21 protein-coding genes, 3 tRNA genes, 1 pseudogene and 1 riboswitch are annotated in these 23,620 nt (G+C 67.6%); of the genes and pseudogenes, 12 read left to right on the top strand and 13 right to left on the bottom strand.

What is annotated here, in order from left to right:
• Positions 1–284: 284 nt before the first annotated feature.
• On the bottom strand, positions 285–1,028 hold the full coding sequence (locus M673_RS25160; RefSeq protein ID WP_061976937.1) for a GcrA family cell cycle regulator: 744 nt from the start codon (positions 1,026–1,028) through the stop codon (positions 285–287).
• Positions 1,029–1,409: 381 nt separating this feature from the next.
• On the opposite strand from M673_RS25160, the gene M673_RS15545 reads away from it, so the two are divergent.
• Genes M673_RS15545 through M673_RS15535 form a run of 3 tightly spaced genes read left to right on the top strand, consistent with a single transcriptional unit; the run spans position 1,410 to position 4,628 of the window.
• A complete protein-coding gene (locus M673_RS15545; protein ID WP_061976935.1) occupies positions 1,410–2,618 on the top strand; it encodes an aspartate aminotransferase family protein in 1,209 nt (402 codons plus the stop codon).
• Positions 2,615–3,571, top strand: a complete 957-nt coding sequence (gene argF, locus M673_RS15540; protein WP_061976933.1) for an ornithine carbamoyltransferase — start codon at positions 2,615–2,617, stop codon at positions 3,569–3,571. The genes M673_RS15545 and argF overlap by 4 nt, the downstream gene beginning before the upstream one ends.
• On the top strand, positions 3,564–4,628 hold the full coding sequence (locus M673_RS15535) for an Hsp33 family molecular chaperone (protein ID WP_061976931.1): 1,065 nt from the start codon (positions 3,564–3,566) through the stop codon (positions 4,626–4,628). Before argF ends, M673_RS15535 begins: the two co-directional genes overlap by 8 nt.
• Positions 4,629–4,643: 15 nt before the next feature.
• On the opposite strand, the gene apaG is transcribed toward M673_RS15535, so the two are convergent.
• A complete protein-coding gene (apaG, locus tag M673_RS15530; protein ID WP_061976929.1) occupies positions 4,644–5,036 on the bottom strand; it encodes a Co2+/Mg2+ efflux protein ApaG in 393 nt (130 codons plus the stop codon).
• Between the two features lie 127 nt (positions 5,037–5,163).
• Positions 5,164–6,384, bottom strand: coding sequence for an O-succinylhomoserine sulfhydrylase (locus M673_RS15525; protein WP_244493278.1), 1,221 nt, complete (start codon positions 6,382–6,384; stop codon positions 5,164–5,166).
• A 29-nt stretch (positions 6,385–6,413) separates the two neighbouring features.
• A riboswitch (SAM riboswitch) is annotated at positions 6,414–6,491 on the bottom strand.
• Positions 6,492–6,616: 125 nt separating this feature from the next.
• Between M673_RS15525 and M673_RS15520 the strand changes: the two genes are divergently transcribed.
• From M673_RS15520 to M673_RS15505, 4 genes are all read left to right on the top strand, one after another.
• Positions 6,617–7,699 (top strand): 2'-deoxycytidine 5'-triphosphate deaminase, encoded by a 1,083-nt coding sequence (locus M673_RS15520; RefSeq protein ID WP_061976927.1) that lies wholly within the window; start codon positions 6,617–6,619, stop codon positions 7,697–7,699.
• 19 nt (positions 7,700–7,718) lie between these two features.
• Positions 7,719–8,396, top strand: a complete 678-nt coding sequence (locus tag M673_RS15515; protein WP_148640096.1) for a DUF2726 domain-containing protein — start codon at positions 7,719–7,721, stop codon at positions 8,394–8,396.
• A 74-nt stretch (positions 8,397–8,470) separates the two neighbouring features.
• Positions 8,471–8,545: transfer RNA gene (locus M673_RS15510), tRNA-Gly, on the top strand.
• A 208-nt stretch (positions 8,546–8,753) separates the two neighbouring features.
• A tRNA-Gly gene (locus tag M673_RS15505) sits at positions 8,754–8,828 on the top strand.
• A gap of 227 nt (positions 8,829–9,055) precedes the next feature.
• Here the strand turns inward: M673_RS15505 and M673_RS15500 are convergent.
• The 4 genes from M673_RS15500 to M673_RS15485 all read right to left on the bottom strand — a co-directional run bounded on the left by M673_RS15500 (position 9,056) and on the right by M673_RS15485 (position 12,097).
• Positions 9,056–10,816 (bottom strand): peptidoglycan D,D-transpeptidase FtsI family protein, encoded by a 1,761-nt coding sequence (locus tag M673_RS15500; protein ID WP_061976923.1) that lies wholly within the window; start codon positions 10,814–10,816, stop codon positions 9,056–9,058.
• Positions 10,817–11,037: 221 nt separating this feature from the next.
• Positions 11,038–11,409, bottom strand: coding sequence for a hypothetical protein (locus M673_RS15495; RefSeq protein WP_061976921.1), 372 nt, complete (start codon positions 11,407–11,409; stop codon positions 11,038–11,040).
• A 219-nt stretch (positions 11,410–11,628) separates the two neighbouring features.
• Complete coding sequence (locus M673_RS15490) at positions 11,629–11,868, bottom strand: hypothetical protein (RefSeq protein ID WP_148640095.1); 240 nt, start codon at positions 11,866–11,868, stop codon at positions 11,629–11,631.
• Positions 11,869–12,022: 154 nt separating this feature from the next.
• Positions 12,023–12,097, bottom strand: a tRNA-Asn gene (locus M673_RS15485).
• A 311-nt stretch (positions 12,098–12,408) separates the two neighbouring features.
• On the opposite strand from M673_RS15485, the gene M673_RS24675 reads away from it, so the two are divergent.
• Entirely contained in the window at positions 12,409–12,582 is a 174-nt protein-coding gene (locus M673_RS24675; RefSeq protein ID WP_156421145.1) for a hypothetical protein, read from the top strand.
• A gap of 69 nt (positions 12,583–12,651) precedes the next feature.
• Here M673_RS24675 and M673_RS15480 read toward each other — a convergent pair whose 3' ends face one another.
• The 4 genes from M673_RS15480 to M673_RS15465 form a co-directional block, all read right to left on the bottom strand.
• The gene (locus M673_RS15480) at positions 12,652–14,352 is read right to left on the bottom strand and encodes a methyl-accepting chemotaxis protein (RefSeq protein WP_244510302.1); all 1,701 of its coding nucleotides are present in this window, start codon (positions 14,350–14,352) and stop codon (positions 12,652–12,654) included.
• Positions 14,353–14,541: 189 nt separating this feature from the next.
• A complete protein-coding gene (locus M673_RS15475; protein WP_061976915.1) occupies positions 14,542–15,669 on the bottom strand; it encodes an osmoprotectant NAGGN system M42 family peptidase in 1,128 nt (375 codons plus the stop codon).
• Between the two features lie 7 nt (positions 15,670–15,676).
• Entirely contained in the window at positions 15,677–17,395 is a 1,719-nt protein-coding gene (gene ngg, locus M673_RS15470; RefSeq protein WP_061976914.1) for an N-acetylglutaminylglutamine synthetase, read from the bottom strand.
• A gap of 2 nt (positions 17,396–17,397) precedes the next feature.
• A complete protein-coding gene (locus tag M673_RS15465) occupies positions 17,398–19,173 on the bottom strand; it encodes an N-acetylglutaminylglutamine amidotransferase (protein WP_061976912.1) in 1,776 nt (591 codons plus the stop codon).
• Positions 19,174–19,361: 188 nt separating this feature from the next.
• Here M673_RS15465 and M673_RS15460 point away from each other — a divergent pair, with 188 nt between their 5' ends.
• From M673_RS15460 to M673_RS15450, 3 genes are all read left to right on the top strand, one after another.
• On the top strand, positions 19,362–19,856 hold the full coding sequence (locus M673_RS15460; RefSeq protein WP_374755572.1) for a MaoC family dehydratase: 495 nt from the start codon (positions 19,362–19,364) through the stop codon (positions 19,854–19,856).
• 13 nt (positions 19,857–19,869) lie between these two features.
• Entirely contained in the window at positions 19,870–20,550 is a 681-nt protein-coding gene (gph, locus tag M673_RS15455; protein ID WP_061976910.1) for a phosphoglycolate phosphatase, read from the top strand.
• A gap of 92 nt (positions 20,551–20,642) precedes the next feature.
• Positions 20,643–22,004, top strand: coding sequence for an APC family permease (locus M673_RS15450; protein WP_061976908.1), 1,362 nt, complete (start codon positions 20,643–20,645; stop codon positions 22,002–22,004).
• An 85-nt stretch (positions 22,005–22,089) separates the two neighbouring features.
• On the opposite strand, the gene M673_RS15445 is transcribed toward M673_RS15450, so the two are convergent.
• Positions 22,090–22,920: a DUF2076 domain-containing protein gene (locus tag M673_RS15445; protein WP_061976907.1), complete on the bottom strand. Its 831-nt coding sequence runs from the start codon at positions 22,918–22,920 to the stop codon at positions 22,090–22,092.
• 241 nt (positions 22,921–23,161) lie between these two features.
• Positions 23,162–23,443, bottom strand: coding sequence for a hypothetical protein (locus M673_RS24300; protein ID WP_148640094.1), 282 nt, complete (start codon positions 23,441–23,443; stop codon positions 23,162–23,164).
• Between the two features lie 89 nt (positions 23,444–23,532).
• On the opposite strand from M673_RS24300, the pseudogene M673_RS24930 reads away from it, so the two are divergent.
• Positions 23,533–23,598, top strand: a pseudogene (locus tag M673_RS24930) (hypothetical protein); the annotation flags it as partial.
• Positions 23,599–23,620: the final 22 nt, after the last annotated feature.

The following is a 23,620-nucleotide window of genomic DNA, read 5'->3' as shown; positions in this document are numbered from 1 at the left end:
TTCGAAAGGGGCCTCGCGCGCCGGCCGGACCGGCGCCCAGATCAGAAAGCGTCTTCCGCTCGCATGGCCTGCCTCATAACGCAGGACAGGCGCGAGCGGGAGACGCTTTCTGGCAGGAAGGCCGGGGGAGCGGCCGGCGCAAAGAAAAGCCCGGCGCGAAGGCCGGGCTCTAAACCGCGATGGATGGAAAGCGCCTGAAGCATTCCGGCTTGCCGGAACGCTGCAAGGTCCACGATTTCGTCTCATGTCTCGGAAAAGCGTTTCCGCCTTGCCGGGGAACGCCCTTAGCGAACGCGGCGGCGCTCCGACATCGGCTGGAAGGCGATGCGCGCGTGGTGCTTGCAATAGGGCGAGGAGTCCTGGGAATGGTTTCCGCAGAAGCGGAAGTCCGGGCTCAGCGGGTCGCCCAGCGGCCATTTGCAGGTGCGGTCGGAAAGCTGCACCAGCGTCAGGTTGCGCGACATGGGCACGACCTCGCCGCCTTCGGAATGACCGAACGGCTGGGCCTCCTCGAAGGCGCCGGCGTCCGGGTCCATCTTAAGGGCCGTGGCGCCCACCGAATGGATCATCGGCTGGCGGAGCGGCATGGGCGCGCGCGGCGGGGCGGAAGTGGGCATGGAGGGCGTCAGGATGCGCGGCGCGGCGCTCGGCGTCGGCATGGGGGCCGAGGTGGGCGTTGCCACCGGAGCCGCGACGGGCGCAGGCGCGAACTCGCGGCGCGGGGCGGGCGGCTCCACCGCCGCGATCGACGGCGCGGCCACCGGCTCCGGCACGGGCGCGGCGGCGACCGGCACGGGCTGGGGCGCGGGCTCGAAGGCTGGCGCGACGCGCATCGGCGCCACGGGGGCGGCCTCGGCGGGGCTCTCGTCCGCGCCGCCCTTGGGGCGGTTGTCCAGCTTCAGCCGGTGAACCTTGCCGATCACGGCGTTGCGCGTCACGCCGCCGAGCTCCGCCGCGATCTGGCTGGCGCTTCGACCTTCGCCCCAAAGGCGGGTGAGCAGCTCGATGCGCTCCTCGGTCCAACTCATGAACAGACTCCTCGTACTCTGTCGCTGCGGGAGGGCGGCCGGTGCCGTCATCCATAGCCCCTGTCGACCCCTTGCGGATCGACGGGACTTCCCACACGAAATCTGGTGTCTGAGAGGGTTCTAGAACGCGAGTGCGAAGGGCGGCAAGAGTGGGCGCCGCCGGGCGAATCGTTTCGCCCCCTTTTCAACAGCTTATGGGTGCGGAGCGACGTTTACGGAAGCATAGAGGCTCGCAAAAGGCGAAACTTCGGCTTTCGTTGACAATTCGCGCCCCGGCCATGGTATAGGCAGCGCGTTGCGCGCGGGCTTATTGTGCCTGCCGCTCCGGCCGCCTTCGCGCCGCCGTTCCCTCCATTGTCCATGCCAACGAGAAGTATCGCCATGGCCGAGACCCACGACAATCCGCTGTTTGCCACCTTCGCGCGCGCGGACCTTCGAGTGGAGCGAGGCGAGGGGGTCTGGCTGCACATGTCGGACGGGCGCAAGTTTCTGGACTTCACCGGCGGCATCGCGGTGAACTCGCTCGGCCACGCCCATCCCCATCTCGTGGCGGCGCTCACCGAGCAGGCGGGCAAGCTCTGGCACACGTCCAACCTCTTCCACGTGCCTGGGCAGGAAAAGCTCGCCGGCCGGCTGGTCGAGGCGTCCTTCGCCGATAAGGTGTTCTTCACCAATTCCGGCGCCGAGGCGCTGGAATGCGCCATCAAGACGGCGCGGCGCTACCAGTATGTCTCAGGGCATCCCGAGCGCTTCCGCATCGTGACCTTCGAGGGCGCCTTTCACGGCCGCACGCTGGCCACCATCGCCGCTGGCGGTCAGGCCAAGTATCTCGAAGGCTTCGGCCCGAAGGTCGAGGGCTTCGACCAGGTTCCCTTCGGCGACGTGGCGGCGCTGCGCGCGGCGATCGGCGCCGAGACGGCCGCGATCCTGATCGAGCCGATCCAGGGCGAGGGCGGCATCCGCGCGCCCGACGCCGGCTTCCTGAAGCTGATCCGCGATCTCTGCGACGAGCACGGCCTGCTCCTGATCTTCGACGAGGTGCAGACCGGCGTCGGGCGCACCGGGCGCTTCTTCGCCTATGAGATCACCGGCGTCACGCCTGACATCCTGGCCTCGGCCAAGGGTATCGGCGGCGGCTTCCCGCTCGGCGCGTGCCTTGCCACGGACGAGGCCGCCAAGGGCATGACGCCCGGCACGCACGGCACGACATTCGGCGGCAACCCGCTCGCCATGGCGGTGGGCAATGCCGTCCTAGACGTGGTCCTGGGAGAGGGCTTCCTCGACCAGGTGCGCCACAACGCGCTTCTGTTCAAGCAGAGCCTTGCCTCGCTGGCCGATCGCTATCCCGCCGTGGTCTCGGAAGTTCGCGGCGAGGGGCTCCTGATCGGCCTCAAGGCCGTGGTGCCCAACACGAAGCTGATCGAGGCGCTGCGCGATCATTCGATGCTGGCGGCACCCGCCGGCGACAATGTCGTGCGCTTCCTGCCGCCGCTCACCGTCACCGAGAGTGAAATCCGCGAGGCGATGGAGCGGCTGGAGGCCGCCGTCGCCGACCTGTCCCAGTCCCATCCCGAAAGCAGCGCGGCATGAGCCAAGTTCTCGCCTCCGCGCCGCCGGCCGTTTCGGCCGTCCGGCACTTCATCGATCTGTCCACCATGAAGGGCGGGGATCTGCGCGCCATTCTGGACGACGCGCGGGAGCGCAAGGCGCTCGGCCGCCAGGGCCCGCGCCCGCTCGAAGGGCGCATGCTCGCCATGATCTTCGAGAAGCCCTCGACGCGAACCCGCGTGTCGTTCGACGTCGGCATGCGCCAGCTCGGCGGCGAGACGCTGTTTCTGTCGGGCTCGGAAATGCAGCTCGGCCGGGCCGAGACGATCGCCGACACGGCGCGCGTCCTGTCGCGCTATGTCGACGCGATCATGATCCGCACCACGGATCATTCGCGCCTTCTGGAAATGGCGGAAGCGGCGACCGTGCCCGTCATCAACGCGCTGACCGACGACACGCATCCCTGCCAGATCATGGCCGATCTCCTGACCTTCGAGGAGCATCGCGGCCCGGTGAAGGGCAAGACCTTCGCCTGGACGGGCGACGGCAACAATGTCCTGAACTCCCTGATCGAAGCGGCGGGGCGGTTCGACTTCGCGCTGCGCGTGGCGACGCCCGAAGGCTCCGAGCCCGATCCGCGCTATGTCGAGGCGGCGCGCGCTGCGGGCACGCGTCTGCACCTCACGCATGACGCCCTGGAAGCCGTGTCGGGCGCCGACTGCGTCGTCACCGACACCTGGGTGTCGATGGGCCGCGAGGATCAGGCGCGCGGGCACAATGTCTTCATGCCCTATCAGGTGAACGAGCGGCTGATGGCACATGCCGATCCGCAGGCCCTCTTCATGCACTGCCTGCCCGCTCATCGCGGCGAGGAGGTGACGGACGAGGTGATCGACGGGCCTCAGTCCGTGGTCTTCGACGAGGCCGAGAACCGACTTCATGCCCAGAAGTCGATCCTTGCCTGGGTGTTCGGGAACGTGGCGACGCATGGCTGAAGATCATCTGGAACTCGGCGAATTCGGTTTCGCCGGCGACGACGCGGTCGTGCCCTATGCGGTCGAGGCGCTGGACGCGCGCGGCCGCGCCGTGCAACTCGGCGCCATGGTGGACCAGATTCTGGCCCGCCACGACTATCCCGCCCCGGTCGCTCAGCTTTTGGCCGAGATGATCGTTCTCACCGTGCTGCTCGGCACCTCGCTGAAGTTCGACGGCAAGTTCATCGCCCAGACCCAGACCGACGGTCCCGTCGATCTCCTGGTGGTGGACTACACCGCGCCCTCCAGCGTGCGCGCCTATGCCCGCTTCGACGCCGAGCGTCTGGCGGAAGCCGTGGCGGCGCATCAGGCCGATCCGCCCTCGCTGCTCGGCTCGGGCATCCTGGCGCTGACCATCGACCAGGGCGCGCACACGCAGCGCTACCAGGGCATCGTGGAGCTGAACGGGGACTCGCTGGAAAGCGTGGCGGAAAACTACTTCCGCCAGTCCGAGCAGATCCCAACCACCATTCGTCTGGCCGTGGCGCGCATCGCGCGCCGCGCCGAGGCGGGCGGGTTCCGGGAAAGCTGGCGCGCCGGCGGCTTGATCGCGCAGTTCCTGCCCTCCTCGCCCGAGCGCATGCGCCTGCGCGATCTGCCGGGCGGCGATGCGCCGGAGGGGACGCAGGAGCCTCAGTTCGACGAGGACGACGCTTGGACCGAGGTTCAGGCGCTTGTCGGCACGATCGAGCCCTCCGAGCTCGCGGACCCCGAGGTCGGCGTCGAGCGGCTGCTCTTCCGCCTGTTCCACGAGCGCGGCGTGCGCGTCTTTCCCGGCGTGCCGGTGCGCGACGACTGCTCCTGCACGCGCGAGAAGATCCGCGGCGTGCTCGAGAACTTCTCGCCCGAGGACATCGCCGAAAGCGTCGAGGACGGGGCGATCAACGTGACCTGCGAATTCTGCGGCGAGGCCTACACGTTCTCGCCGGACGAATTCCATCACGACCACGACCACGATCATGGCCGGGAGAGCGAGCAGGGCCATAGCCACGGTCAGAGCCGCGGCGACAAGCACTGATCGGTTGGCGCCGCGTCAGTTGAGGACGCGCACGCCCTCCGGGGCATCCAGCGAAAAGGCGGGCACTTCGATGTCGAAGGCCCGTCCGTCCGCCGTTTCCATGCGGAACGAGCCGCGCATGATGCCGGACGGCGTGCCCAGCGGGCAGCCCGACGTATAGGTGAAGCTGTCGCCCGGCGAGAGGATCGGCTCCTCGCCCACCACGCCCGGCCCGCGCACTTCCTCCACCTGCCCGCGCCCGTTGGTGATGTGCCAATAGCGCGAGCGCAGCTGCACCGTCTCGCGCGAACCGTTCTCGATCTCGATGCGATAGGCGAAGACCCAGCGTCCGTCTTCGGGGTCGGACTGGTCGGGAAGAAAGCTCGGGCTCACGCAAACCGTGATGTGCCGCGTCGTCGCCTTGTACATGTCTGAACGTTTGCCTGCCGGGTGGCGGGCCGCCGAAGCGGCCCGCGATGGGATTTGTCGAAGCCCTCTCTGCCTTCCGACCAAGGCGAAGCCGAGGCGAAGGGCAGGGAAGGTGCTGCCTGCGTTTTTAGACGGCGGCGAGCGCCCGCTCCAGGTCCTCCACCAGATCGGCGCCGTCCTCGATCCCCGCCGAGAGGCGCAGGAGGCCGGGGCCGATGCCCAGTTCCGCGCGCGCCTCGTCGGTCAGGCTCTTGTGCGTCGTGGTGGCGGGGTGGGTGATGAGGCTCTTGGCATCGCCCAGATTGTTGGACAGCTTGATGATCTGGAGCGCGTTGGAAAATCGGAAGGCCGCCTCCTTGCCGCCCGCCAGCTCCACCGCGATCAGCGTCGAGCCGCCCGTCATCTGCCGCTTCACCAGCTCGGCCTGCGGATGGTCGGCGCGGCCGGGATAGAGCACGCGCGCAACCTTGGGCGATGCGGCGAGAGCATCGGCCATGCGCGCGGCGTTGGCCGTTTGCTGCGCGACGCGCAGCGGCAGGGTCTCGAGGCCCTTCAGCAGCGTCCAGGCGTTGAAGGGCGAGAGCGAGGGGCCGGTGTGGCGGAAGAAGTCCTGGACGTTCTTCTCGATCCACTCGGCCGAGGACAGGATGACGCCGCCCAGGCACCGGCCCTGGCCGTCGATATGTTTGGTGGCGGAATAGACGACGACGTCTGCACCGAGCTCCAGAGGCTTCTGCTGCAGGGGCGTTGCGAAGACGTTGTCGACCACCAGAACCGCGCCCGCCGCATGGGCGATCTCGGCGACGGCCCGGATATCGACCAGTTCCAGCGTGGGGTTGGTCGGGCTTTCCAGGAAGAAGAGCTTGGTCTCGGGTCGCACGGCGGCGCGCCACTGGTCGAGATCGCGCCCGTCCACCAGGGTCGAGGACACGCCGGCGCGGCCGAGCACGGTCTCGATGATGTAGCGGCAGGAGCCGAACAAGGCGCGCGCGGCGACCACATGGTCTCCCGCCTTCACCGCGCATTGCAGCGCGGTCGAGATCGCGGCCATGCCGGAGGCGGTGGCGCGCGCGTCCTCGGCGCCTTCCAGCGCCATCATCCGCTCTTCGAACATGCGCGTCGTCGGGTTGGCGTAGCGGGAATAGACATAGCCCGGCTCTTCGCCCTTGAAGCGCGCCTCGGCGGCCTCGGCGGTGGGGTAGACGAAGCCTTGCGTCAGGAACAGCGCCTCGGACGTCTCGCCGAACCCGGAGCGCATCGTGCCTCCGTGGACCATCTGGGTGGCGGGCCGCAGGCGCGATGTCTCGTCGGGCTTGGACATGAGGATCACTCCGAGGGCCGACTTCATGAAGGGCTACGCCTTCGGAACCGCTCGGGAGAACTCGAGAAACGGCCCTTTAGCGAGTTGTTTAACGTGGCTGCAAGCCGGCCGGCAAAATCACCACGGCAAGACGCATAAGCCGCGACCGGCCACAAATCAATCGCCGCCATGCCGCAGCGGGACGGGATTTTTACCGTGACGCCAAGGTCGGGCGTCGATCCATCTCGATTTTTCCCCGCGACGCCTGTAGGACCCGTGCATGACCGGCGGTATTCTTCCTGATCGAGACATTGCGGCGCTGTTCGAGGCGGGCGGCATCACGGCCGATCGGGTCTTCGACGCCGACCAGATTCAGCCAGCGAGCCTGGACCTTCGGCTCGGCTCCAGGGCCTACCGCGTGCGCGCCAGCTTCCTGCCGGGGCGGGGCGCCTGCGTCGCCGACAAGCTCGCGCGCTTCTCCATGCACGAGATCGACCTGACGGGCGGCGCCGTTCTGGAAACGGGCTGCGTTTATGTCGTGCCGCTGCAGGAGGCCCTGGCGCTGCCGCCCGAGGTTCGCGCGGCGGCCAATCCGAAATCCTCCACGGGCCGGCTCGACATCTTCACCCGCGTGATGGTCGACGGCGCGCAGGAGTTCGACAAGGTGCCGGCCGGCTATCGTGGTCCGCTCTTCATCGAGATCAGCCCGCGCACCTTTCCGATCGTGGTGCGGCCCGGCTCGCGCCTCAGCCAGATCCGCTTTCGCACCGGAGACGCGCAGCTCGGCGAAGCGGAGCTGGCCGCGCTTCACGCCAGCGAACGGCTGACCAGCACGGCGGACGCCAACATTTCGGGTGGCGGCATCGCCCTCTCGATCGATCTCCTGGGCAATGCCGACGGTCTCGTCGGCTATCGCGGCAAGCGCCACACGGGCGTGGTGGACGTGGACAAGCGCGCCGCACAGCCCGTGCTCGACTTCTGGGAGCCGATCCATCGCTCCGGCACGGGCGAACTCGTGCTCGATCCCGACGAGTTCTACATTCTCGTGTCCGAAGAGGCGGTGCATGTCCCCCCCGCCTATGCCGCCGAGATGACGCCGTTCGACCCGCTGGTCGGCGAGTTCCGCGTTCACTACGCCGGCTTTTTCGACCCCGGCTTCGGCCACAGTCTGGCCGGCGGCACGGGCAGCCGCGCGGTGCTGGAAGTGCGCAGCCACGACGTGCCCTTCATTCTGGAGCACGGCCAGATCGTCGGCCGCCTCGTCTACGAGCGCATGGCCTCGCTGCCGAGCCGGCTCTACGGCATCGACCTCAATTCCAACTACCAGGCCCAGGGGCTTAAGCTTTCCAAGCATTTCGTCTGACGCGCAGCGCGAGTGAGACATGGTGGGAAGCGGAATGCAGCCGGCGCTGATCGGGCTTCTGGTCGCTTTCACGATCGCTTTGGCGCTCTTCGCGCGCCGCGCCCGGCGCATCGCGCGCGAGGCGAGGCGCGAGATCGATGCTCTCCGCGTCGAAGAGGCGGCCCGCGAGGAGGAGGCCGAGCGGCGCCGGCAATATTTCGAGGAGAACGACGTCTCGCGCTCCGCGAACCAGCTTCGCTTCATCGCGAGCGCTGAGCTGCGCGCCGTCTGCCCCGTGAATAAGGAAGCCTCGCGCGTTCTCTACGCGCTGGACGAATGGGTGCGCGACCAGCGGCCGGACTGGCGTCTGTCCTTCGAGGTCGCCATGGGCGCCTTCGTGAAGACGGCCTACGACCCTTCCGATCGCCGCCTGCGGGCCGCCTTCAGCTCCTTCAACAGCAAGCGGGTGGATTTCCTGCTGATCGACCGCTTCGGCCAGCCTCGGCTTGTGGTGGAATATCACGGGACCGGCCACGACCTTTCGGAGGATGCGGCGGACCGCATGGCGGTCAAGCGCCTCGTGCTGGAGCGCGTCGGCATTCCGCTGGTAGAAGTGCCGGCCGGTGCCGGCAAGGCGGAGATCCTTCGCCTTCTGACGGACGGCGCGTGCGCCGAGGCGGGGCGCCCAGACGGGGCGGGGCCGCGCTGGCGGAGATAGCGCCGCATGCTCCTTCCTCCCGCCAGCCGGCTCTTGCCAGGAAACCGCCGTTCCGCTACGTGTTGGGCGTGAGCGCGGGCGTAGTTCAGCGGTAGAACGCCAGCTTCCCAAGCTGGATGTCGTGGGTTCGATCCCCATCGCCCGCTCCAATATCTCCCTTCCGATTTTCGATATTCGAACGGGCTTCGGCTCGCGGTTTCGGCTGGCGAGGGAGGACCGAAGACGGGCCAGCCTTGGGCTGCGACGATCGAAAGCCGTCAGCCGCTTTTTCCAATCGAACCCTCTTGCATTCCCCCTCGGGATGGCTCATAAGCCGCCCATCCGCAGCGCCTCACGGGGCGGCGGAGACAAGAGCGGGCGGGCGTAGCTCAGTGGTAGAGCACAACCTTGCCAAGGTTGGGGTCGTGGGTTCGAATCCCATCGCCCGCTCCAGTTTTCTCAAGACATTCAAATTCTCCACGTTCGAGCCGGTGGCTTTGTCGCGTCGAGCTGTTGGCCGTTCGACGGGCGTTGCACATCGCGGCGATGCTCCATGCCTGACGGCGTTGCCACTTTGCGTCGGCGTCTTCGCCTATGATCGTCTGAGTCTTTAACCCAGCACCATTGTCCGGGCCGAACCAGCGGGCGCGCCTCGCGCCCGCCCGCTGGCTGAGAGCCTCTTAAGGCTGATTGATCGCGACCTGCCGCTGTCCGTCGAAGAGGTTCGAGCCCCAGGCGCGGGCGGAGACCATGGCGGGGAAGGGGGAGGCCGGGGGTGTGGCGGTCGGCGCGACGCCCAAAATCGGCAGGATGCGCGCGATGATCTTGCCCGTGGTCGGCACCACGTTCCAGCCCGAGGTGCGGAAGCCGTAGGTCTCGGGCAGGGGCTTGGGCTCGTCCAGAACCGTCATGAAGAGATAGCGCGGCGCATGGGCTGGCGCGATGCCCATGAAGGCGGTGAGCACCGTGCCGCTGTCGTAGCGCCCGTTCACGACCTTCTCCGCCGTGCCGGTCTTGCCGCCGACGAAATAGCCGTCGACATCCGCCTTGCCGGCCGAGCCGACGCGGGCGTTCAGCCGCATCAGGAAGCGCAGCGCCTCGCCGGTGCGCTCCGACACGACGCCTTCCGACACGACCCGCTCCGCCACGTCGGCGCCCTTGACGAAGGTCGGGCGCAGGAGGCGGCCGCCATTCACCACGGCGGCGATGCCCATGCTCGCCTGAAGCGGCGTCACCGCGATGCCGTGGCCGAAGGAAATCGTCGCCGTATTGAGATCGCCCCATTTGGCGGGGAAAAGCGGGCTGGCGCTTTCCGGCAGTTCGGTCTTCAGCCGGTCGAGCTGGCCGAGCCGCTTGAGGAAGGAGCGGTGATGCTCCGGGCCGACCGCCATCGCCATCTTGCCCATGACGATGTTGGAGGAGTGGATGAAGGATTCGGGAATGTTCAGAGGCCGGTTCTGGCCGCGATAGTCGCGGATGGAGAAGCGGCCGAAGCGCAAGGGGGCGCTGGCGTCCACCACCGAGCGCAGGTCGAACAGGCCGGAATCCAGCGCCATGGCCGTGGTCATGGCCTTGAAGGTCGAGCCCATCTCGTAGGTGCCGACATTGACGCGGTTGATGCGGTCCGGCTTCAGGGCGTCGGTCGGCACGTTGGGGTCGAAATCGGGCAGCGAGGCGAGGGCGATGACCTCGCCGTTCGTCACGTCCATCACAAGCCCTGCGCCCGCGATCGCGCTGAACTTATTGACCGCCTCGGAGAGTTCCACCGTCAGCGCGTGCTGCGCGCGCAGGTCGAGGCTGAGGCGGATCGGCTCCAGGTTCTCGCTGTCGAGATCCAGACCCGCGCCGCGCAGCACCTGCAGTCCCTGCCGGTCCACCCAGCTTTCCATGCCCGCGATGCCAATATTGTCGACATTGACCGCGCCCAGGACATGCGCCGCCGCGCGGCCATTGGGATAGAGCCGGCGCAGTTCGTCGCGGAAGCCGACGCCAGGAATGCCCAGCGCCCAGAGCGCGTCGCGCTCTGCGCGCGTCGTGGTGCGCTTGATCCAGGTGAAGGCCGAGCGGCTCGACAGGCGCTTGCGCAGATCGGCCGGGTCGAGATCGGGGAAGACGCGCGTCAGACCCTCGATCGCCTCGTCCACGTCCACCATGCGGCGTGGCTCGGCATAAACCGAGGCGCTGGGGATATCCATGGCGAGCACCTGGCCGTTGCGGTCCAGAATGTTCGGCCGCGCCTTGGAGGGCGGCGAGGGCCAGGCGACGGGCGTCGGCTCCTCCACCGCGCCGAGCATCACCAGCCGGCCGCCGATGACGCAGTAGATGCCGGCGAAGAGCCCGAGGATCAGCCCGGTGCGAAGGCGGACATAGGCCGGACGGCGCGACAGGAGCTCGGGCGCGGGCGCGGCGGATAGCAGGCGTCGAATGTTGGGAAAGCGCATGGGTGGGTCGTCCGCGTCTGGAACTTTCCGGCCGAAATCGGCCGCTGGGCGTTCGCGGAGAGGGGCGCGGGCGAGACAAGCCGGCTGGGCGAACCGAAGGGGCAGGGACTATGGGCGCCTGCCGGCTGGGCGAGCCGATCGCGCCCTGGCCCCGCTCGCGCCGGCGGCGCGGATGCGAGGAGCGGGCGGCCGGCTTCGACCTTTCGGGTTCGCGGGGCTAGCTAGAGCATCCCGAGCGATCCGCTCCGAAGATCGGAGCGGTGGCGGGGAGGGGGCCTGTCGGGTCCGGAAAGGTCGGTGGCTGCACCAAGACGCGCACCGGCCATCGTCCAAGAGGACTGCGGGCGCTCGGCGATCTGCCAGGTTCCCGGCATCATGGCCTCGAAGGACGAGGGCTCGTCCTGATCCCCGGCGACCTGCGGCGCGCCGGAATCGTCCGGGGTGGCAGCGTCCTGATGGACCAGAAGAGTGGGCGGCAGATCGCTTGCGGCAAACCCGGCCGGCGATGTCACGAAACCGATCAGCACCAACGCCGCGAAGGCGAAGAGCGTGCTGGCGATCCGGGCAAAGGCGCGGGCGAGCGGAGGCGACATGCCCCAACCTCGCCCCAGGCTGGTTAAGACTTGGTGAATAAACTCGCTCGAAAATCGCTGGATCGAAGGCTCGCCGGAGGAAGGGCAGAGCACGGTCGAAGCGTGCTTTCAGCGCTAGGCGGTTGCGAGGAGGTTCGTGGGCGCGAGCTTGTCGGCGGGCGCTGGACGGGCCGGTTGGGCGCTCTGAAGGCCGACGCTGAGGGCGTCGGCCGCTTGGCGTCAAGGATTGGCGCTGGGGCTGCCGTTGGGCGTGGCGCCGGGATTGGTCGGGATCGTTCCCTGCTGCTGCAGCGAAATCTTGGCGGTGGCCGGGTCGGCCGTCGGGCCACCGATCACGAGCGTGCTGATCATGGCCGTGAGCAGGACCAGCAGAAAGACGCCGATCGCGATGCGCAGCTTCGGCCCCATCGGCTTGTTGTGCGAGATTACGCGATCTTCTTCCACGCTATGCGACGTCATGTTGGCGATCCTCCGAGCCTTGTCGAAGGGAAACGTCATCGTGCTCGTCAGCGTTCCATAGGGCTCGCGCGAGCCCGGACCAGAGTGCTTTGAGTGTGCAGACACAAACGGTCTAGGCCTGCGATGACCTGGCAAACGATCAGAATTTGAAAGGTGGCTCCCCGGGCCGGATTCGAACCAGCGACCGATCGATTAACAGTCGATTGCTCTACCACTGAGCTACCGGGGAATGACGCGCTGTTACCAAAGAAGACCGGGCGGGGCAATCGCAAAATGACATTTTGATGCCAAAGCGCGATGTGTCTGTGGATGATCGGACGATGGTGGGTCTGTCGCGGGACCCTGACAGATCAGTCGGGAGCCGCGGCAGGAGCCGATCCTGTGGGAGGACTTCGCGTGCTGAACATGGGCGGCGAGGGGGCCCAAGTCCAGCCGCGCCCTGTCGGGACGATCCCCACACGGCAAGCCTGGCGAAAGGCTGGATCGGAACCGCCGAGCCGCCATGCCGATTATGGCCTCAAACGGAGACGGGTGAGTCCCATGAACGAACAGATCAAGCGTGTCGGTCCCGAGGACGAGTCGCGAGAAAGCCAGATCGAGAAGCCGCCGGGCTCCACGGCGTCGGGCGATCTCAAGCCGAAGGACGAGCGCGGCCGCGTCGAGCCCAAGGGCGACGGCAATCCCCATGTGACCGGCGACGTGCGGCAGGGCTGAGCGGCCCTAAACGGAACGGGCCGCCAAAAGGGCGGCCCGCTGAGAACGAAACGGTGGGTCGCACCGTTCTCAGGCGCTGAGTTTCTGGAACCCGGACTGGTCTTCCGCCGCCTCCTCGGAACGGTCCAGATTGAGATTGGTCGCGCTCGGCCGGCTGCGTTTGGCCGAAGAGGACCGGGCGCTGGCACGGGTAGGGGCCGAGGCGTCCTGCGGCTTGCCCTTCGCGGCCTTGGCGCCCTGCGCTGTGAGCCGGCGGTTGGTGGCTTCGATCTCCACCGCCTCCGCCTGGCGAAGCCGTTCGCGTTCGGAGTCCGACAAGCGAAAGAACCCCGCCCGCTCTTCCAGACGGCCCGCCTCGGTGGACAGCTGGTCGGCGGTGGCCGCCATCTCGTTGGCCGCACCGGCGTTCGACTGCGTCACCTGATCCAGCTGCCCGATCGCTTGGTTGATCTGCTCGATGCCGATCGACTGCTCCCGGCACGCCGCCGAAATCTCCGACACTAGCTCCGCCGTCTTGCGAATGTCCGGAACCAACCGCTCCAGCCGCGCCCCGGCATCCTCCGCCACCACCAGCGTGCGGCTCGACAAGTCACCGATCTCGGCCGCCGCCGCCTGGCTGCGCTCGGCGAGCTTGCGCACTTCCGAGGCCACCACCGCGAACCCCTTGCCGTGCTGGCCGGCGCGGGCGGCTTCGATCGCGGCGTTCAGCGCGAGGAGGTCGGTCTGGCGGGCGATCTCCTGCACCACGGCGATCTTCTCGGCAATGGCGCGCATCGCCTCGGTGGACTGCGCCACCGCTGCGCCCGTGGTGCCGGCATGCTCGGCGGCCTGGGCGGCGATCTTCTCGGTGGTGGAGGCGTTGTCGGCGTTCTGGCGGATGTTGGCGGTCATCTCCTCGATCGCGGCCGAGGCTTGCTCGGAGGCGGCGGCCTGTTCCGTCGAGCCCGACGACAGGCGGTCGGCGGTTTCGGCCGAGCGGGCCGAGCCGGCGGCCACCAGCGAGGAGGAGGCGCGCACGCCCGAGACGATCTCGGAGAGCTTGGTGGTCATGTCGCCCATGGCGCGCTGGAGTTCGGCGATCTCGTCCCGACCCTTGGAGAGGCGCACCCCGCGCGCCAGATCGCCGGCCGCCATGTGCAGGACGTCCTCACGCAGGATGCGGAGCGGGCGCAGCATCGGGCCCATCCCGACATAGGCGAGAAGGCCGACGCCCAAGAGGATCACCCCGTTCGTCACGGCCATCTGCATTAGGAGATCATGGACGCCGGCCATGAACTGAGCTTGCTCGACGCCGACGAACACTACGCCGATCGTCTCGCCGGCCGCGTTCTTGATCGGGTCGTAGGCAGTGTAATACGGCTTGTCGAGAATATCGGCCTTGCCATGGAAGCTGACGCCCTTCTTCAGGACGGCCTCGATCACGGGCGCTGTCGTCAGCTTGGTGCCGATCGCGCGGCTGCCGTCCGGCTTCACGACATTGGTGGTGATGCGCGTGTCGCCGGCAAAGATCGTGGCGACGCCGCCGACCAGTTCCTTCACCTTGTCCACCGGCTCGACGAAGCCGTTCAGCTTCTGCTGGCCGACGAAGAGTTCGCCGTTCACGAGGCTGAAGTCCTTGCCGTAGCGCTCCAGAACTTCCCAAGCGACGCGCAGATTGGCTTCCTGCTGCGTCTGCGCCTTTCGGTCGGCATCGCGCAGCATCGTGTCCCGCACCTGCCAGAAATTGACCATCGAAAGCGCGAGCAGGCCGACGAGCAGCAGCATCGTCATTTTCAAGCGAACAGTCATTCGGGGAAAGCGAAGCATAAGAAACCTTCATCGAAAATTATAAGTCCTAGCTAATAGTTCGGACCTTGTTTCAATAACGCTCCCGCTCTGGTTACATTCCCCTGAACGACAAGGTTGTGGCGGGTAGGATTGGAAATAAATCCTGCCTCGTCCTTATAAATAGCCGCGAAATTATTCCTCGGATGCTTCAGCCAGCGGTTGGCGGGTGAAGCCCGCGAGATCGCCGCTCTGCTTCATGTCGCGCTCGATTTCCAGCGGCGAAACGGCATAGGCGGTCAGAAGCTCGGCCAGCGAGCGCAGGGCGTGCATGTGGATGCGCTCCCAGCCGTGCGAGGCGTCGACGCCGAAGGTGACGAGCGCCGTGCGCACGTCGTGGCCCGCCTCCACGGCCGAGGCCGAATCCGAGCGATAATAGCGAAAGACGTCCTTCTGGAAGCGGATCTCCTCCTCGCGGCAAAGCCGCACGAGCTTTCGCGTCAGGTGGTAGTCGAACGGGCCGGTCTGGTCGGCCATGGCGACGGTGACGCCGAATTCCGAGGAGTTCTGGCCCGGCGCGCTGGTTCCATTGTCCACCGCCACCATGGAGGCGACCTCGGGCTTGAGGATCGAGGCGGCGCCGACGCCGACTTCCTCCGCGATGGTGAAAAGCCAGTGGATGTCGACCGGCGTTGCCGAGCCCGCGCGCTCCATGGCCTCGATCGCGGCCAGCATGACCGCGACGCCGGCCTTGTTGTCGAGATGACGCGAGACGATGAAGCCGTTGTCCATGAATTCCGGCTGCGGGTCGATCGCCACCGTGTCGCCGACATCGATGCCGAGCCGCACGACGTCGGCCTCGCTCCGCACGATCTCGTCGATGCGAAGCTCCACATGCGACCAGCCGATCGGCGCGGTGTCGATCTCCTCGTTGAACGTGTGGCCAGAGGCCTTGAGCGGCAGGATGGTACCGCGATAGGCGGTCTCCTCGGCGAAGATCGTGGCCCGCGCGCCTTCCGCAAAACGCGCCGACCAGGTGCCGATCGGCACGAGCTCGAGCCGCCCGTTGGACTTCAGCGCCTTCACCTGCGCGCCCAGCGTATCGACATGGCTGACGATGGCGCGGGCCGCCGCCCGGCGCGAGCCCTGGCGGATGGCCCGGATGGCGCCGCGCCGCGTCAGCTCCACTTCAAGCCCAAGGCGCTGCAACTCCTCGGTGACGTGGCGCACCACAGTGTCGGTGTAGCCGGTCGGGCTCGGGATCGCGAGAAGGGCGCGCAGCTGCGCGTCGAGATAGGCGGTGTCGATGGAATGGCGGGCCATGAGGCTTCTAGTCCAGGCGGCGCTTCAAGCGCGCGGTGCGAACGGAGGAGGGAATGGACAGCGGAAACAGGAGATCGACGAAGCGCTCGGCCGTCGGCTGTGGCTCGTGATTGGCAAGGCCCGGCCGCTCGTTCGCCTCGATGAAGACGTAAGACTCGCGCGAGGGGTCCTCCACCATCAGGTCGATGCCGCAGACCGGAATGTCGATGGCGCGCGCCGCCGCGACCGCCGCATCAACGAGGCGGGGATGCACGATGTCGGTGACGTCGTGGATCGTGCCGCCGGTGTGAAGATTGGCGGTGCGGCGCACGGTCAGCCGTTCGCCCTCCGGCAGCACCACGTCCATGGCAAAGCCCGCCGCGCGCACGGTGCGCTCGGTCTCGGCATCCAGCGGAACGGAACTCTCGCCTGATGTCGCACTCTGGCGGCGGCGCGACAGTTGCTCGATCAGCGTTCGCACGTCGTCCGTGCCGTTGCCGGTAATCACCGGCGGCTCGCGGATCGCGGCCGCCACGAGCCGGAAGTCGATCACCACGAGGCGCAGGTCCTTGCCCCGGAAGCAGCTTTCCACCAGCACCCGGTCGCATTCGCGCCGCGCCGTCTCGATCGCGGCTTTCGCATCCTCCAGCGTTTCCACGCCGACGGCGATGCCGCGCCCCTGTTCGCCGCGCGCAGGCTTCACCACGATCTGCCCGTGCCGCTCGATGAAGCCGGCCAGCTCCGCCTCGTCGCCGGCCAGGATCTGCTCAGGGACCGCGACGCCGGCATCGGCCACCAGCCGGCGCGTCACGCTCTTGTCGTCGCAGATGGACAGCGCGACGGCTGAGGTGAGGTCGGACAGGCTCTCGCGGCAGCGAAGGCTCCTGCCCCCATAGGTCAGGCGGAAGAAGCCACCGGCCGCATCCACGATCTCGGCATGGATGCCGCGCCTTCGCGCCTCGTCCACGATGATGCGGGCATAGGGGTTCAGCGCCTCGTCGGCGCTGGCCGTGCCGGTGAAGAGACGCTCGTTGATCGGGTTGCGGCGCTTGACCGCAAAGAGCGGCAGGCGCTCGAAGCCAAGCCGCTCGTAGAGGCCGATCGCGGCTGAATTGTCGTGCATGACGGACAGGTCGAGCGTCTGCCGTCCCTCGTCGCGCAGCCGGCCGGCCAGCGCGCGCACAAGCGCCTCCCCGAGGCCGGGATAGACGGCCTGCGCGTCGATGGCGAGGCACCAGAGCGAGGCGCCGTTCTCCTTGTCGCCGAAGGCCATGACATGGTCGATCCCCGTCACCGTGCCGATCACCGCGCCGGTGCGCTCGTCCTCGGCCACGAGATAGGTCAGCGCCGTGCCCTCGCGGTGGCGCCAGAGGAAGTCGGGGTCGATCTCCACCATGTGGCGCGTGCGGTAGATCCGGTTGATCGCCGCCGCGTCGCTTTCCCGCTCGATCGGGCGGATGCGAAAGCCGGTGGGGTGGCGCAGCGAGGGCTTGAGCGCGGCGAGATCCAAGCGGAACGTGTGGGAGGGATCGAGAAACAGCTCGATCGGCGCCTGCGCCAGAAGCACGTGCGGCTCCGACACGTAGAAGGCGATGTCGCGCCGCGCCGGCCCTTCCTCCTCCAGCGAGCGCGCGAGATGAGCGGGATCGGCGAAGGTCTGCGCGAAGCAGAGCCGGCCCCAGCCGCAGTCGAAGGACACGTCCACGGCGGGCTCGCCAGGGGTCTCAATGGGGGTTTGTGCGGCCATGGTCAAAGCCCCTGTTCGCCCAGCCAAAGTTCCAGAAGCGCCACCTGCCAAAGCTCGGAGCCCTGGAGCGGCGTGATGTGGCCGGCGGGGTCGGCGAAGAGCCGGTCGAGATAGGCGGGGTCGAACAGACCGCGCTCGCGCGCTCGGGCTGAGCCCATCGTGTCGCGCACCATGTCGAGCGTCGGCCCAGCGAGATATTTTAGCTGCGGAACCGGAAAATAGCCCTTCTTGCGGTCGATCACTTCGGACGGGATGATCCGCCGCGCCACGTCCTTCAGAATGCCCTTGCCGCCGCCCTTCAGCTTTTCCGACGAGGGAATGCGCGCGGCCAGCTCGGCGAATTCATGGTCGAGGAAGGGCACGCGCGCTTCCAGGCCCCAGGCCATGGTCATGTTGTCGACACGCTTCACCGGGTCGTCCACCAGCATGATCTGGCTGTCGATGCGCAGCGCCTTGGCGACGGGGTCCTCGGCGCCAGGCAGCTCGAAATGTCGGCGCACGAAGTCGAGGCTCACGTTCGATCCGCCGCGCCATTTGGGGCCGAGCTGGCTTTGCAGGGTCTCGTGCGAGCGGTCGAAGAAGGCGCCGGAATAGGCCTTGAGCGGATCGGCCGCGCCCTGCATCGGCGGATACCAATGGTAGCCGGCCAGGATCTCGTCCGCGCCCTGGCCGCTCTGCACGACCTTGATGTGCTTCGACACTTCCCGCGACAGGAGGAAGAAGCCGATATTGTCGTAGGAGACCATCGGCTCCGACATGGCGCGGATCGCCGCCGGCAGGTTCTGGAGAAGCTCCGCTCCGGGCACGAAGATGCGGTGGTGCTTCGTGCCGTAATGTTTGGCGATCAGGTCGGAATATTCGAACTCGTTGCCGACCTCGCCATTGGCGTCCTCGAAGCCGATCGAGAAGGTGGAGAGACCGGTCTGCCCGGCCTCGGCCAGGAGGCCGACGATGACGGAGGAGTCGACGCCGCCCGACAGGAGCACGCCGACCGGCACGTCCGCCACCATGCGCCGCTCCACCGCGCGGCGAAGATGAGCGAGCAGCTCGTCCTCCCAGTCGCGCGTCGTCTTGCCCACGTCGCCCGCTTGCGGCCCGAAGGCGGGCGCCCAATAGGTCACGTCGTCGAAGCGACCGTCCGGCTCCACCATGCGCGTGGTGGCCGGCGGCAGCTTGCGCACGCCTTTCAGGATGGTGAGCGGCGCCGGCACGACGGCGTGGAAGCTCATGTAGTGGTGCAGGGCTTCCGGGTCGATCGACGTGTCGACGCCGCCGGCCGCCACGATCGAGGGCAGGGAGGAGGCGATCAGGAGCCGGTCCTTGTCCTGAGCGAGATAGAGCGGCTTGATGCCGAACCGGTCTCGCGCCAGGCACACGCGCCCGGTCTCGCGCTCGTGGATGGCGAAGGCGAACATGCCGTGGAAGCGCTTCACGCAGTCCCGGCCCCAGGCGTGGTAGCTCTTGAGGATCACTTCCGTGTCGCCATGCGAGAAGAAGCGATAGCCCATGCCCTGCAGCTCGCGGCGCAGCTCGGGATAATTGTAGATACAGCCGTTGAAGGCGAGCGTCAGGCCGAGCTCGGGGTCTTCCATAGGCTGGGCGGAGTTTTCGGTGAGATCGATGATCTTCAGCCGGCGATGGCCGAGCCCGACGCGCCCGCGCACCACGAGGCCCGCGCCGTCCGGCCCACGCGGGGCGAGGCAGGTGGCCATGGCACCGATCCGGTCCGGCGAAGCGAACCCGCCGTCGAAGCGGACTTCACCGCAGATTCCGCACATGGTTTTCCTTTCCAGGGATGTCTTGGGTTCGGGGTCGGGTTCGTTAGCTAGGGCGGCCTTTGCTGCATCCCAGCAAAAAGGCCGAACGCGAAGGGAAGCCCGCCTCTCCGGCAAAGTGACCTCCTGCCGTGGTCAGGACGGCCGGACTTCTCTATGAGCGGGGGTCTGGAACCGTTTCAGGACGCATCATGACCGCGACGAGCCCCAAGGGCCCAACCCTCGTGCCGATGGACGTCTATCGCGCGCATCTCGACGGCGAGGCCTTCGTGTCGGACTGGCTGGTGGTGGACCAGCGCATGATCGACACGTTCGCCGACGCCACGCACGACCACCAGTTCATCCATGTCGATCCCGCGCGCGCAGCGGCCGAGGCGCCCTTCGGCGGAACGATCGCGCATGGGTTCCTGACGCTCTCGCTTCTGTCGATCCTCGCCTATGGCGCCATGCCTGGCGTCGAGGGCACCAAGATGGGCATCAATTACGGGTTCGAGAAAGTGCGCTTCCTGACGCCGGTCAAATCCGGCGCGCGAGTGCGCGGGCGCTTCCGGCTGATCGGGCTCACCGAGCGGGCCGTTTCCGTGCAGTCCGCCTGGGACGCCTCGATCGAGATCGAGAACGTGACCAAGCCCGCGCTCACCGCCCATTGGATCACGCTCGCCGTGATCGAGCCGCCCGCCGCCTGAGGAGACCCGTTCCATGCAAGACGCAACCTGGCCGAAGGCCGTGCTGTTCGATCTCGACGGCACGCTGATCGACTCGCTGCCCGACATTCACGCCGCGCTGAACGAGACGCTGGCGAGCTACGGCGAGCCGCCCTTCATGCCCGAGGCCGTCGCCGCCATGGTGGGCGCTGGCGTGCAGGCCCTGATCGAGCGGGCCTATGCCGCGCTCGGCAAGGCGATCGACCCGGCGACGCGCGACAAGGTCGTCGCCCGCTACCTCTCGATCTACGGCCCGCGCGCCACAGAGCTGACCACGCTGAACGCCGGCGCCAGCGACGCGCTGCGCTTCCTCGGCGAGGGCGGCTTTCGGCTCGGCGTCGTCACCAACAAGCCGCGCGCCGAGACCGACGAGATCCTGAAGCATTTCGGCGTTTTGGAGCGGATGGAGATCGTGGTCGGCGGCGATGCCGGCCCGCGCAAGAAGCCCGCGCCCGATCTCCTCCTCTTCGCCGCCCGGGAGCTTGGCCTGGAGCCGGCGGATGTCGTCTTCGTCGGCGACTCGGAAAACGACGTGGATGCCGCAAAGGCCGCCGGCATGAAGGCGATCGCGCTGCGCGGCGGCTATACCGTGCATGCGGCCGAAGCACTCGGCGCCGATCTCGTGCTCGACCGGCTGGACGAGATTCCGGGCCGCCTCGCCGGGCTTAAGGGCTAGTCCAGCCGCTTTTTCGCCGCAATCCCCCTCGCCATGCGACCGCTCGCCGCTATCGTTCCCCGGATGAAGTCACGGGAAAGGAACGGGCCGCGATGACGCAGACGGATGGCGAAGCGAAGCTCAAGCGGGCGGTGGGCCTGCCGCAGGTCGCCCTGTTCGGCCTCGGTTCCATGCTCGGCGCGGGCATCTACGGGCTAGTCGGCGAGGCGGCGAAGGAACTCGGCAGCGCCATTTGGATGGCTTTCCTTGTCTCCATGGTGGCGGCGCTGCTCACGGGCCTGTCCTATGCCTCGATCGCCTCGCGCTATCCGCGCGCCGGCGGGGCGGCCTATGTCACGCAGCGCGCCTATGGCCGGCCCATGCTCTCCTATGTCGTGGGCCTCGCCGTCGTGTGCTCGGGCCTCACCTCCATCGCCACGCAAAGCAATGTCGTGGCGCGCAATTTCGCCAGCGTCGTCGGCATCGACACGCCGCAAAGCGTTCTCGCCATCGGCTTCCTCGTGCTGCTCGCCGGCGTTCTGTTCCGGGGCATTTCGGAATCGCTCTGGCTGAACGCGCTCTGCACCGTGATCGAGGCCTTCGGCCTTATCCTCGTCATCGCCGTCGGCATCTCCTATTGGGGCGAGACCAATCTCCTGGAGTTTCCGACCGGCGAGGGAGGTGAGCCGCTGGGCGGCTCCGTCATGCTGCTCGTCGCGCAAGGCGCGGTGCTGACCTTCTTCTCCTTCATCGGCTTCGAGGACATGCTGAACGTCTCGGAGGAAGTGCGCGAGCCCGAGCGCACCATGCCCATCGCCATCCTCGCCGCCATGCTGGCGGCCACCGCGATCTATATCGCCGTGGCGGTGACGGCGGTGTCCGTCGTGCCCTGGCGGGAACTCGCCGAAGCGCCCGGGCCGCTCATTCTCGTGGTGGAGCGCGCCGCGCCCTGGTTCCCGACTGGCATCTATGCCGGCATCACCATTTTCGCGGTCGCCAACACGGCACTGGTCAACTACGTCATGGCCTCGCGGCTGCTCTACGGCATGTCGCGTCAGGGGCTCCTGCCCGAGGCTTTCGGGCGCGTGCACAAGACGCGCCACACGCCCTATGTCGCGATCGGCGTGCTGCTGGTGATCGTCGTCGCGCTGTCGCTGGTCGGCAATATCGGCGCGCTCGCCGCCTCCACCGTGCTCCTGCTTCTCACGGTCTTCACCGTGGTCAATGTCGCGCTTCTCGTGCTCCAGCGCCGCAAGGGCGAGGCCAAGGGGCGGTTCGAAATCCCGAGCCTCGTGCCGATCCTGGGCGCCGCGCTTTGCGCCACGCTGATCGTCGTGCGCATCGCGGAAGGAGACTGGGCCGCCCCGATCATCGCCGGCAGCCTGCTCCTCGGCATCGTGCTTCTGTATTTCGCGACCGGCGCGGGCCGGGAAGGGCGCATCGACGCCTTCCTGGAAAGCGAAGGCGCCAACTGAGGCGCTCCTGAAAGTCCGACGCCTCACGAAGAAGGCCCGCCGGAGACCGGCGGGCCTTCTTCGTTTCAACCGTTCCGCAAAGGGCTCAGATGTCCTCGAAATCGTCGCCGCCGCCGAAGCCGGGATCGTCGTAGTCGGCGTCCTGCATCCCGCCGTCGTCATAGGAATTATCGCCCGAGTCGGATGCCGACACGTCCTGCGCGCCGGGCGCCTCGTTGATGATCTCGGTGTTCTCGATCGTGGTGTTCTCCACGACCCCGCCCGCGCCGCCAGGATTGAGAAAGGAATGCGAGCCGCCGAACATGTTGCCCAGCATGTTGCCGAGCACCACGCCGCCGGCCACGCCCACCGCCGTCTGCGCCGCGCCGGCCAGGAAGCCGCCGCCGCGCCCGCCCTGCGCGGGCGGCTGGTAGGCGGCGGGCTGGCCATAGCCGGGCTGCGCGCCGTACCCGCCTTGCGGAGGCATCGGGGCTTGCGCGTAGCCGCCGCCCTGCTGCGGGGGGCTGGCGCCCCAGGGGCCGCGCGCGGGCTGCGCCTGCCCGTAGCCGGCATCCTGCCCGCCGCGATAGCCCTGCGGCACGCCCATCGGCTGGCTGTCGCGGGAATTGGACTGGCTGTCGCGCGACGCGGAACCGCCGCCGCCGAAGAGCCCGCTGAGGAAGCCGCCGCCGCCGCTGCTCTGGGCCGGGCGCTCGCGCTCGGCGCGCTCCAGTTCCTCGATGCGGGCGTGGGCCGCCTTCAACGCCTCTTCCTGCACGATGATCGTCTGCGCCATGTAGTAGGGCACGTGCGGCGCGCTGGAAACGCGGTCGCGAATGAAGCTTTCCGCCTCGCCGTCGCGGGGCGGGGCGCCCCGTTCCGCGTCCCCCAGGCGGGTGAAGAGGCTTTGCAGCATCTGACGTTCGTCGCTGTTCATCTCGGTCCCTCGTTCACAGGCCACTGCGGCGGCCTTCGCTTGTCCTCGGCCGCGGATTCGAAGCCGAATCTAGGTGGACGAGAGAAGAGATGTGCGACGAATTGTGGCGGTTCCAGCGCGTGAAGATTGATTCTTCGCAAGGTCGGCCTCGCCGCGTCGGCACGGCTCCGAATCCAAGTGTGTTCGCCTCGATCGCCGGCCCTGGCGCCTCGTCTCGAATGGCGTGAATCTCGGAACGATTTCAGACGGAAAGCGCACTTGCGCAAACTTGGAGATCCGAGGCGAACCCGAGATTCACCACTTTGCCACCGGTGGCTTTGGGGCCAATGTTCAACACGTTGCGCGGCCGAAGCCCCGCCTTCGATTTTCCGTGTCCGCCGGCCTCTCGCGCGCCTGCACGCAGGCCGATGCTGGCTGCCTCTCCGTGCAGCGGCGTTCTAGAGAGCTTGGGCCGGGGGAGGCGCCGGACCCGGTGCTCGATCTCGTCACCAACCGTCAGACCGACAGGCACCGTGCCTTCCAACCGATCCCGCCTTCTTCCGACCTCCCGCTGTTCGACAGGGGCGGGGGGCTGGCCGACCATCCGCCTATGAGTGATGTCGGCCCTTCGCAATGTGGCGCAGGCCGACGCTATGGGGTATCGGTCTGGCGCAGACCGTGGGCGGCCACACGCTGTGTCTTCATGATGGCCGCGCCAGAA

This window comes from Aureimonas sp. AU20 (genome assembly GCF_001442755.1).
Lineage (GTDB): Bacteria > Pseudomonadota > Alphaproteobacteria > Rhizobiales > Rhizobiaceae > Aureimonas.
Note: the sequence above shows the minus strand (reverse complement) of the source record. Positions and strands in the feature narration are given on the sequence as shown.

Coding starts and splice junctions, on each gene's coding strand:
- M673_RS25160 (WP_061976937.1), bottom strand. CDS start 1,028: ATGAGTTGGACCGAGGAGCGCATCGAGCTGCTCACCCGCCTTTGGGGC.
- M673_RS15545 (WP_061976935.1), top strand. CDS start 1,410: ATGGCCGAGACCCACGACAATCCGCTGTTTGCCACCTTCGCGCGCGCG.
- argF (WP_061976933.1), top strand. CDS start 2,615: ATGAGCCAAGTTCTCGCCTCCGCGCCGCCGGCCGTTTCGGCCGTCCGG.
- M673_RS15535 (WP_061976931.1), top strand. CDS start 3,564: ATGGCTGAAGATCATCTGGAACTCGGCGAATTCGGTTTCGCCGGCGAC.
- apaG (WP_061976929.1), bottom strand. CDS start 5,036: ATGTACAAGGCGACGACGCGGCACATCACGGTTTGCGTGAGCCCGAGC.
- M673_RS15525 (WP_244493278.1), bottom strand. CDS start 6,384: ATGAAGTCGGCCCTCGGAGTGATCCTCATGTCCAAGCCCGACGAGACA.
- M673_RS15520 (WP_061976927.1), top strand. CDS start 6,617: ATGACCGGCGGTATTCTTCCTGATCGAGACATTGCGGCGCTGTTCGAG.
- M673_RS15515 (WP_148640096.1), top strand. CDS start 7,719: ATGGTGGGAAGCGGAATGCAGCCGGCGCTGATCGGGCTTCTGGTCGCT.
- M673_RS15500 (WP_061976923.1), bottom strand. CDS start 10,816: ATGCGCTTTCCCAACATTCGACGCCTGCTATCCGCCGCGCCCGCGCCC.
- M673_RS15495 (WP_061976921.1), bottom strand. CDS start 11,409: ATGTCGCCTCCGCTCGCCCGCGCCTTTGCCCGGATCGCCAGCACGCTC.
- M673_RS15490 (WP_148640095.1), bottom strand. CDS start 11,868: ATGACGTCGCATAGCGTGGAAGAAGATCGCGTAATCTCGCACAACAAG.
- M673_RS24675 (WP_156421145.1), top strand. CDS start 12,409: ATGAACGAACAGATCAAGCGTGTCGGTCCCGAGGACGAGTCGCGAGAA.
- M673_RS15480 (WP_244510302.1), bottom strand. CDS start 14,352: ATGACGATGCTGCTGCTCGTCGGCCTGCTCGCGCTTTCGATGGTCAAT.
- M673_RS15475 (WP_061976915.1), bottom strand. CDS start 15,669: ATGGCCCGCCATTCCATCGACACCGCCTATCTCGACGCGCAGCTGCGC.
- ngg (WP_061976914.1), bottom strand. CDS start 17,395: ATGGCCGCACAAACCCCCATTGAGACCCCTGGCGAGCCCGCCGTGGAC.
- M673_RS15465 (WP_061976912.1), bottom strand. CDS start 19,173: ATGTGCGGAATCTGCGGTGAAGTCCGCTTCGACGGCGGGTTCGCTTCG.
- M673_RS15460 (WP_374755572.1), top strand. CDS start 19,362: ATGACCGCGACGAGCCCCAAGGGCCCAACCCTCGTGCCGATGGACGTC.
- gph (WP_061976910.1), top strand. CDS start 19,870: ATGCAAGACGCAACCTGGCCGAAGGCCGTGCTGTTCGATCTCGACGGC.
- M673_RS15450 (WP_061976908.1), top strand. CDS start 20,643: ATGACGCAGACGGATGGCGAAGCGAAGCTCAAGCGGGCGGTGGGCCTG.
- M673_RS15445 (WP_061976907.1), bottom strand. CDS start 22,920: ATGAACAGCGACGAACGTCAGATGCTGCAAAGCCTCTTCACCCGCCTG.